The 9458-nt window shown below is 62.1% G+C and carries 6 protein-coding genes; 3 read left to right on the top strand and 3 right to left on the bottom strand.

From position 1 onward, the window contains the following. The first annotated feature begins 201 nt into the window (after positions 1-201). The 3 genes from BLW56_RS10240 to BLW56_RS10230 are packed head-to-tail and all read left to right on the top strand — an operon-like array spanning position 202 to position 4038. Positions 202-2145, top strand: coding sequence for an ATP-binding protein (locus BLW56_RS10240; RefSeq protein ID WP_093510391.1), 1944 nt, complete (start codon positions 202-204; stop codon positions 2143-2145). 43 nt (positions 2146-2188) lie between these two features. Beyond that, positions 2189-2827, top strand: coding sequence for a GIY-YIG nuclease family protein (locus tag BLW56_RS10235; RefSeq protein ID WP_093510390.1), 639 nt, complete (start codon positions 2189-2191; stop codon positions 2825-2827). Then, the gene (locus BLW56_RS10230) at positions 2824-4038 is read left to right on the top strand and encodes an RES family NAD+ phosphorylase (RefSeq protein WP_143043424.1); all 1215 of its coding nucleotides are present in this window, start codon (positions 2824-2826) and stop codon (positions 4036-4038) included. Before BLW56_RS10235 ends, BLW56_RS10230 begins: the two co-directional genes overlap by 4 nt. Positions 4039-4066: 28 nt before the next feature. On the opposite strand, the gene BLW56_RS10225 is transcribed toward BLW56_RS10230, so the two are convergent. Genes BLW56_RS10225 through BLW56_RS10215 form a run of 3 tightly spaced genes read right to left on the bottom strand, consistent with a single transcriptional unit; the run spans position 4067 to position 9365 of the window. After that, entirely contained in the window at positions 4067-6934 is a 2868-nt protein-coding gene (locus tag BLW56_RS10225) for an ATP-binding protein (protein ID WP_093510388.1), read from the bottom strand. Continuing rightward, positions 6931-7524 carry a hypothetical protein gene (locus tag BLW56_RS10220; RefSeq protein WP_093510387.1) on the bottom strand — a complete coding sequence of 198 codons (594 nt, stop codon included), beginning with the start codon at positions 7522-7524 and terminating at the stop codon, positions 6931-6933. The genes BLW56_RS10225 and BLW56_RS10220 overlap by 4 nt, the downstream gene beginning before the upstream one ends. Continuing rightward, positions 7521-9365, bottom strand: coding sequence for an ABC-three component system protein (locus BLW56_RS10215; protein ID WP_143043423.1), 1845 nt, complete (start codon positions 9363-9365; stop codon positions 7521-7523). The genes BLW56_RS10220 and BLW56_RS10215 overlap by 4 nt, the downstream gene beginning before the upstream one ends. Positions 9366-9458 lie beyond the last annotated feature (93 nt).

Here is a 9458-nt window from a genome sequence, read left to right as displayed (position 1 = left end):
GGGGCCTTGCGGCTATAGCTGCCGTTCCTCCCCATCTTAGTGAGTCAGCAGTCCGACATCACCGACATTTGGTCCTGGGCGGTACACGCTAGCACGAAATTTCGGTGGGGTAGCTAACGGCCGTCGTGTTCACTTTGCGTTCTCGCTTTGTAGGTGACGTTCGTTCGGCTATTGTCGCGACAGAGGGAGCCCCGCGCGCGCATGACAACACTGAATCTCCGAGCGAAACAGGACTTTCTCGAACGCGATGCGGCGACCCGCGACCCCATCCGCGCGATTGCAGAGTTCGTCTGGAACGCGCTCGACGCTGACGCGAGCAAAATCGAGGTGACGCTGGAGCGCAATGACCTCGATGGTCTCGACGCGATCCGCGTCATCGACGACGGCTCGGGGATATCTGCGTCGAGCGCCGAGCACGACTTCGGCAACTTGGGCGACAGCTGGAAACGCGACAGCCACCGTACCGGGCTCGGCCGCGCCATCCATGGCAAGGAGGGCCGCGGCCGCCTACGTTTTTATTCGCTAGCCCAGCGGGCGCGATGGTTCACGACAACTCAGTCCGAACATGGCTTGTCGTCACGAACCCTAGAGATCCACGCGAAGTCGCTCGAGCGCTGCGAGGTGGTCGAAGCCGAGGCGCCGGCGGCGGAGCATACAGGTACGACTGTGCTCCTCACCCAGCTGAAGGACACGTTCGACGCGCTGTCGACGCCCGACGCCTACCGACACTTCAGCACGCTGTTCGCGCCATATGTCCTGCAGTATCCGAACGCCGAGATTTGGTTCAACGGCTTCAAAGTCGATCCCGACATCACCATCCACCGCTGGCAGGACCTTCCGCCGATGGTGGTGCAGCTGCCTGACCGCACGATCGACGATCTCAAGGTCAAAGTCATCGAGTGGAAATCGGCGAGCGAGACGCGCCAGATCCATTTTGGCGGCGAGGACGGCATCGTTCTCGGCTCGCAGCCAGCCCACGTCACTGCACCGGGCTTCGAGTTCTCGGCCTACGCCTACAGCGCCTTTTTCCAAGAGGTCGCAGACGACAATCTGCTCGAACTCGACAATCTCGGCGAGCCGACCTTTTTGGCAGTTGTCGGTCACATTCGCGAGGCGCTCAACGACTATTTTCGATCGCGAATGAGCGAGCAGTCGCTCGGCGTCATCCAGCAGCTGAAGGACCAAGGTGCCTATCCCTACGAGGGTGAGCCGCGCGACGAGATCGAGCGGCGCGAGCGACAGGTCTTCGATATTGCAACTTATGCCATCAATTCACACTCACGCGATTTTTCGCGGGCGGAGACCTCGCTCAAGCGCATGACGCTGACCCTCCTCAAGGAGGCGATCAAACACAATCCCGACGACCTCTCGACAATTCTTCAGGCCGTAGTGAATCTTGGCAAGGCGAAGCAATCGGAGTTCTCGGCGCTTCTCAAGAAGACCCAGCTCGGCAACATCATTGGCGCCTCGAGCCTCATTTCCGACCGCGTGACGACGCTCGAGGTGCTAAAGGGGATGGTCTTCGATCCGAAGTTCCGGAGGACGGTTAAGGAGCGCGGGGAGCTCGACGCGTTGGTCCGCGACAATACTTGGCTCTTCGGAGAACGGTTCCACATTACCATGGCCGAGAGCGGCCTCACAAAGGTAATGAACCGGGTCGCCGAGGATCTGGGCGCCAAACGGAGGGGCGGACGCCGAGTCAAGAAGCTCGACGGCACCAGCGGGCGAGTAGACTGTTTCCTCGGCCGATCAGTGCCACATTCCGACGAGAGCAAGCGCGAATATCTGCTGATCGAGCTCAAGCGCCCACTTCTCAAGCTCGGCCGCAAGGAATTGGACCAAGTCGAGGACTACGTGAACGCGATCCGCGAGGAGGTAGAATTCACTCACACCGATACCAGCTGGAACTTCGTCCTTGTCGCCAGCGAGTTCGAAACCGAGATTCACAGCCGAATTTATCAGAAGGACCGACCCCACGGCCTTTTCCTCCATGGCGACAATTTTCGTTTCTGGATTAAGACTTGGGCCGAAGTCGTGCGCGAGAACGAGGCCCGGCTGCAGTTTGTCCAGAAGAAGCTGCAGGTCGAAGTTTCCGACGAGGAGATCGAACAGCGCATCGCGGACCTCCGACAACTTGTCGTGTGATCAGCTGAAGCTTTGAAGGGTATTCGTGACCAATTGGGCAAAGATGTTCGAAGACGATGCGATCGCGCGGGCGATCCTGAACCCTGAGCGGCTTCACCGTGCTGATGAGGTCGCGACGGCAGCTCCGCGCAAGCCGGGGCTCTATGGCTGGTACTTCGATGTAATCCCGGCCGGAATCGACGCCACCGATTGCCACCGGCGTGATGCCTGGACATTGCTTTACTGCGGAATATCCCCGAAGAAACCGCCGACCAATGGGCGGCCGCCGAGCCGATCTCATGTCCATCAGCGCCTGCGCACGCATTTCGGCGGGAACGCCGCCGGCTCGACACTGCGACTGACGCTGGGGTGCCTGCTTGAAGCGAAGATCGGTACGATTCTGCGAAGGGTTGGGACAACCGGCCGCCTCACCTTCACCAACCCTGGCGAACAGTTGCTCGACCAATGGCTTCATGCCCATGCCCAGGTAACGTGGGTCGAGCATCCGGCCCCTTGGGAAGCAGAACAGGCGCTATTGGCAAGCGGCATGCCGTTGCCCCTCAATATCGATGGCAATCCATGCGCAGCCCTAAAGGCGCCGCTTTCAAACCTTCGCAGCGCCGCCAAGCGCAGGGCAGAAGGCTTGCCTCTGATCAGTGACAGCGGCGGCCCTCGCCGCGCGCCAAGGCTGGTGTGCGGATGAGTAGTGACACCTTCTGCTGCTACGATTGCGTCGGCGACGCATTCCTGAAGGCAAAAATCCAAGCTGAAGGCCAGCTCGAGACATGCGAGCAGTGCGGTAAAAAGCGGGAATCCGTGTCGGAATTCGAACTCGGGCAATGGATCGAGGAGGCACTGGAAGCTCATTTTGAGCCCGGCAATGGTGACGACATTACCTCGATTATCGAAGATATCGCGGGATTGCGGCCCGAGTTCGCACAGCAGATGGCAGACGAGCTCGCCTCACTTGCCGGCTATATCGCGAGCGGAGGCGAGACCTTTTATGATTGTGACGATGGCTACGTGGTCACCCAGAATCCATCGGGTGTTCGCGACCGACAGTGGGAGTCGTTCACGCAATCGGTGAGATCGCAGGCCCGCTTCTTCAACCTTCATGCCGAGGAATGGCTAGCCAAGATTTTCGGGGCACTTGCGGAGGATCGGACTTGGGGCGGACAAGCAGTCATCGAGACCTGCGACGTAGGCACGGGCTTTTATCGCGCGCGCCATGTTCCTACCGAAGCAAAAGCATTTGAAATCCTGCGGTCACCCGCCGCACAGCTGGGGCCGTTGCCAAACGGGACTGGCTCAGCCGGGCGCATGAACGCTGCTGGAGTATCCGTTTTTTACGGTGCATTTGATGTTGAAACGTGCGTCGCGGAGATCCGGCCGCCGGTTGGCTCGGTGGTCGTTTCGGCACGCTTTGAACTTAGGAGACCACTACGTCTTCTCAATTTCGATCTGCTCGAGATGGTGGTGTCCAAGGCCAGTCATTTCGATCCGGACTATGCAATGAAGATGGAGCGTGCGCTATTCCTTCGTGCATTCGGTCGGCGTATCGCAGAGCCAGTGATGCCGGGCGAAGAGGCGTTCGGCTATCTGGCAACCCAGATCGTGGCGGACTATCTTGCGCAGCGCGCCCAGCCTCCGATGGACGGTTTGATCTATCGTTCAACCCAAACAGGGGGCAAGGGCCGTAACGTCGTCCTATTCAACCATGCCTCAAGAGTCATCGGCGATCCTGAACCTGCGCCCACCCCAGGGCCCGTCGAGGTAGATCCACGGCCGGCAACGCTGACGCTGGTGCCGGGGAGCATGGAGATTACTGATATCCGGGCGGTCAGCTACGATCAGCCGCGTCGATCGGTTGAGATTTGGGAAATTGAGCTGGAGGAGCGGTATCATCCGGACTGACTCCGACAGATAACGATATCGAAGCGGTTCAATTGAGCGGATAGATGTTTTTCAGCCCAACTCCGCTGCGGCTGTTACCGTCCAGCTCAATGACGCTAAGGGGGCGCACTGGCCCTCCGACCGTCTCAACGGCGTCTATGCAGGCAAATTTCTCGATTAGATGACGCGCCAGAGCCCGGCTCGATGTGGTGATGACGAGGTTCACCGAGCGGCTTTCCTCAAGCACGGTGGCGCGTAGAATGTCGAGCAGCCCCACACGATTGAGGTCGTCAAGATGCGCCACGGGCTCATCGAGGAAGAACGTCCCGCCGAGGCTGCGCGCACGCGCCAAGAATAGGGCAAGCGCAAGGTCTTGGCGCTGTCCTTGGCTGAAGTCCTTGCCCGGATCGAGCTGTGCGTCGCCAGCATGCGCAAGCCAATGCAGGAATTCGCTGTCCTCACCGAGATTGATGCGATCATAGACCCGGTTGGCGTGCATGCGCGCGAAGAGCGGGTTCACGACCTTGGCAAGATCTTGGACCTGCCGCTTGCTGATCTTGGTGTACGTATCTTGAAACGTCGCCTGCGCGCGTGTCGCAGCAGCAATACGCGCGGTCATCCGCGACTGCTGGTCCAGCGCGGGTTTAATGGCGGCTCGTAGCGAGACTAGTTGCGTGCGGCGCGCTTCAGCCGTCCACGCGGCTCGCGCGGCTTCGATATGCGCTTCCGCGCGGGCGAGTTCGTCCTGCTCCTTCGTCAGCTCGGTCTTAAGCTGTGCAAACGCCGCCTCGCTCCACGACTGCTCTGGTGCGGCGATATCCCACAACGCCTGCAGTTCGGCCAGCTCGCTTCCCTTCGCCGCCAACTGCTCGCGGCAGTCCCGCAAACGTTGCTGGATTCCGGCATATTCCGCGCGCAGCCGATCGCGCAGGGTTGTCGCTTCCTCGCTGTTGCGGACCAGTCCCGCCAGTTGAAGCTGCAACACATGATCGCGTGCGCCGATCTGAGCCGAGACGCGTTCGACCAAGTCGGATAGCGGTATCTGGTCCGGGAGCAACTGCGCCAATTCGGCCGAAACCATGGGACGCGCGACCGCAATCTCTTCGTCCAGCACGGCGAGCGCGTCAGCAATGTCGAGGCGCACGCGCTGCAGGTCCAGTTCGCCAGCAGAAACCGCCGCCGGCAACCCGACATTCCGCAGCGAAAGCCCGCGGCGTTCTGCGGCATCCGAAAGCGTTGCACGCTCGCGATCCAGCGTTGCGAGCCTGGCATTTGCCGCGTGCGCGGCTTTTAGCCTCTCGGTCGCTATCCGAGCCGCCTCTGTAGCAGTCTGCGCTGCGGCTTCGGCCTGAGTTGCAAGCTCGGGGACAGTCGCGAGCGCCGCCGTGATCGCGGCGCGAAGCGCGTCCGCTGTCTGCCAGTCATGGGCGCATACCGGACAGCTGCTCGCCGCATGGCTATGGTCATGCGCGAGCAGGTCGCGTGCCGCAGATTGAAGCCTGGACAACGGAGCCGCCGCGGCGTCGCGCCGCTGATTCGCCGCAGCCGCCCGTCGTTCCGCATCGGCAGCCTCGGCCCGTAGAACAGCGAACGCCGCTTCGGAGACCGTGGCGGCACTGGCAACCTCGCGCTCGACGTCGAGTAGACGCAGCCGTTCTGCCTCGCGATCGGCCTGTTCCAATCCGGCAGAAAGGTCAGTCAACAATGCGCGGCGCTCGGCACGCGCATCGCTGGTCCATCCGGTCTCGGGCAGACCGGCGCGCAGAGCGCCAAGCGTGGCGGGTACAGGATCGAACACTAGAGCCCGGTGTATGGTTGAGAGCATCGCGGCGGCCCGCCGCGCCAACCGGTCGCCAGCCGCCGCAAGCGCCTGGCTCGCCGCGGTGATGCTCTGGCGTTCGGATTCGCTCGCAGCGGCCTTGGCAGCCGCCGCCTGGCCATTCTTGCCAATCTCAGCAAGTTCGGCATCAAGCTTGAGCTCTGTTGCCTTTGCCCCGGCAACAGCCTGCTCCAGCGCGGCACGGCTGGTGCGGCGAACCTCGACCGCGCCCAATGCGTTGCGCCGGCGCTCGTTCTCATGCTGGCCGCGCCGTTGCAGCGCCGTCAATGCCTCCAGCCGATCGGGAAAAGGTGCATCGGAAGGGGGTATATCGGCAGCCGCTGCTCTGAGCAGAATCTCGGCTTGCGCGACCTCGCCGGTCGCCGACGCCGCCGTCGTAGCCGGCGACATATTGCGGTCGAGTTCTTTCTCGATTGCATCTGCCTCGGCCGCGCGTTGTTGGGTTAGCTGAACCTGGGCGCGCAGCCGCGACGAAAGCTCGGCCGCGTATTTCTCGAACTGCCGTTCGGCATCGAGCAGATGCCGAATTCCCAAAAGGTCGGCAAAGACCTGCGTCCGCCGCTCGATCGTCTCATCGTCGGTATCGACGAGGGCCGCCAGTGCCTCCGCGCTTAGAAACCGGGTGCCCTTGAGCCAGCGCTGGCGCAGGCTGATCGCGGTCAGGTGATGGGCTTCATTGGCAGCGGCGGCTGGCGCCAGCAGCGCAAGGAGATCGTTCGGCCGTTGCGGCACTGCGAGCCCGTCGATCTCGAACGCGGCCGGGGATTGGCTGCCCTCGGCGATGCGCGAAAGTTGATAGGCCGTTCCGCCGACCTGGACATTCGCAGCTACGTGCGGCTTTTGCTCAGGCCCGGTGAACTTCGAGCGCAACACCTCGGCGTCGAAATCCTTCTTGTCCTTCAACCGGTCGACCTGACCGGTCAGCAGCCACTCCGCCGCTTCGCACATCGTTGTCTTGCCGGTCCCGTTAGGCGCGAACACCAGCGTCAGCGGTGCGCGCAGATCGAACTCGAGGACCTCGCCGATTCCGCGAAACGCACCGACTGTGAGCGACGAAAGGCGGACGCCGCGCGTCATGCTGTTTCGTCCTGGATCAGCGTCGCCGACAAGCCAAGTGCGGCGAGGTCATCCCACACCGCTTGGGCTTCACTGTCGATCTTCGGCCATACCAGCTCGCCACCGCTCGACGGCATCGTTTCGGGTAAACCGACCACGGTCACGTCGGCCACGCGCAGCCAGGTACCTGCAGCCTCCTCGGTATCAGCTTCACCCGCTGGCCAGATCAAGTGCTTGCGGCAAACCTGCGACGATAGTTCGAGGCGCCGAACGTCCTCGCTAGCATCCGCTGCCGGTGCGGCCGGCAACGCAAGGACAAGATAGCCGTCGATAGGCCCACGCGACTGCGCCTCGCTGCTTACGAGCATCTCGTCGAACCAGCCTTGTCCCTCGCGGGCGGCGGCAATCACGCCGGCAGCGTCGCTCGCACCGCACGGCCACAGGACAAGTCGAGCATAGCTTGAGGTCCACAGTGTCGTCCCCACAGGGACCGCATGCTTGCCCGCCGCGACGGGCAACCCCGCTTGCTGCAGCCCAACCTTCGCGCAAAGCTCATCAACCTGCGCCACCGCGAGGTCGAGATTGCTGGCGGCAGGTTGCATATCCGTCATTTCGCACCATCCTCGGCAAAACATGCTTCGATCTGCCCGAGCAACGTCGCGACCCGCTCGGCATCGGCGTCGTCCTCGAAATCGGCGTAGACATCCGCTACGTTGGCTAGACCGAGACCCGCAACCCGCCGCAAGCTTCGCGCCGCAGTGAAGTCATCCTCGCGCGCGGCGAGCGATCCGCCTGCGGCCAGTTCAGCGCCAGACGAAGGCGCCGTGCTGATATCGTCGCGCCGATCCTGCGGAATCTCGCCCTCGATCAGATCGCCGTTCGGTCCTGCGCCTAGCACGATTAGATCAGGATGTTGACCGCCGGGCAGCATGCGCCACGCGGCAAGATCGCGCCGCATCGCCAATCGCGACTTGTCGGGCGAACGCCATACCAGCAGATGCTTCGCATTCGCCAGCTGCAGTTGACCAGTCAGCTTGGGATTGGCCTGCCAAGATATTCCGTCGATCGACTTAAGTGTGGCGACGGCGTGGATGCCCGCCTTGAATGCGACGCTCGTCTCCGCGACGTGCAGTCTGTCAGGATCCTGCGGCCGTGCGGGGGCAACCCCACTCAACGTCGCGTCGAGAAGCACCGCCGGCGTCGGCGCTGCAGCTGCTTGGAGCTGCTCAACGACCATGTTGAGACCAAGCTGAAGGCGCGGCGCTGCCGTGGCGACCGGCGGATAACGGCGCAGGAAACGCGCGATCTCGCCCGCCGCAGGCGGCGGTGTCGGGGCGGTAAGTTTGGCAAGCCCGGCGTTGCCGATCGGGCAACTCATATTGCCGCGCCAAGCGAACTTGCCCTTCACCGGCGTGAACGGTCCCCAAGTAACATGACCGGTGGTCGCGCAGGCTTCTGTAACCCGGACAACACCGCCCGCGATGCCCACATCATTGAGCGCACGTACTGCCGGCAGATCGTCCTGTCCCTTGGGCAATGCATCGAACGGAACGTAAAGACCGCTCAAACTGCGCCATTTGTCATGTGCCTCATCAGCCTTCGGCGCATCCGCAGCTATATTGCACAATGCGACTGCTCCTGGGCGCCCGGCGAGTACCGTGTTGAGCAGCGAGTTCACCGCGGCGACCCAGTTGACATTGTATCCGCTCTGCAGCAGCGATCCGACCACCAGCGCAGGTCGATCAGCGGCAGTCTCTTCAAGTGCGTGCAGAATCCGCGCTTGCGGCGAGCTTGCATCCTGTGCAGCTGGCTGCAACAGGTCCGCGCAAATCAGCGGAAAGATATCGACGTCGCCAAAAGCGAGATGGAGTATGGCGCGGCCTTCCTGAAGATCGGGCAGGTTTACCGCTTCGACCGACTGCTCCAGCACATTCTTGAGATAGGCAATGCAGTGAGTGGCTTCGCCTGGCGCATGGAGCCAGCACCATCCGCCATTGACCCGCTGGATATCGCTGATTGCGCCATCAGCTTCGCGCCACCCGAGGTGGCGTTGCGTGGCGTCGCCAGCGCCAGCGGCCTGCCAATCGAGCACCGATTGCCCGATCGTCGCGCCGAAACCGGCCAGTAGGATGATCGGGCGCGCCGTCGCTTGAACCAGCTCATCGATCTCGGTCCAATCGCCCGACCCAAATGTATATTCTGGAGCGATGATCAAAACCGGATCCCCGCCGGGGATCATACGCTGCAACGCGGGCACCGCGTGGTCCGGGCCTCCAACCAACAGATCGCGCACCGCGCCGATCGCCAGAGGCCGGGGATGATCGCCGTCGACGGAGGCTGCCGATGACGGCAATTGCAGCAGACAAATTCCGAGACGGCTGGCTGCCAACAGCGAAGCTGCGACATCTACCCGCGTGACGCGTTCGGAAAAATGAAAAGTCACGTCGGGCACGTAGTGGCACTACTCACATTTGAGGGACAGTAACCGTAGCGTGAACTACATGCCGCGTCATGCTTCATCGCGCGTGGTTATGCGAAAGTTAGA

The sequence above is a fragment of the Sphingopyxis sp. YR583 genome (genome assembly GCF_900108295.1).
Lineage (GTDB): Bacteria > Pseudomonadota > Alphaproteobacteria > Sphingomonadales > Sphingomonadaceae > Sphingopyxis.
The sequence above is the reverse complement of the archived record's forward strand: the minus strand, read 5'-3'. Positions and strand labels throughout refer to the sequence as shown.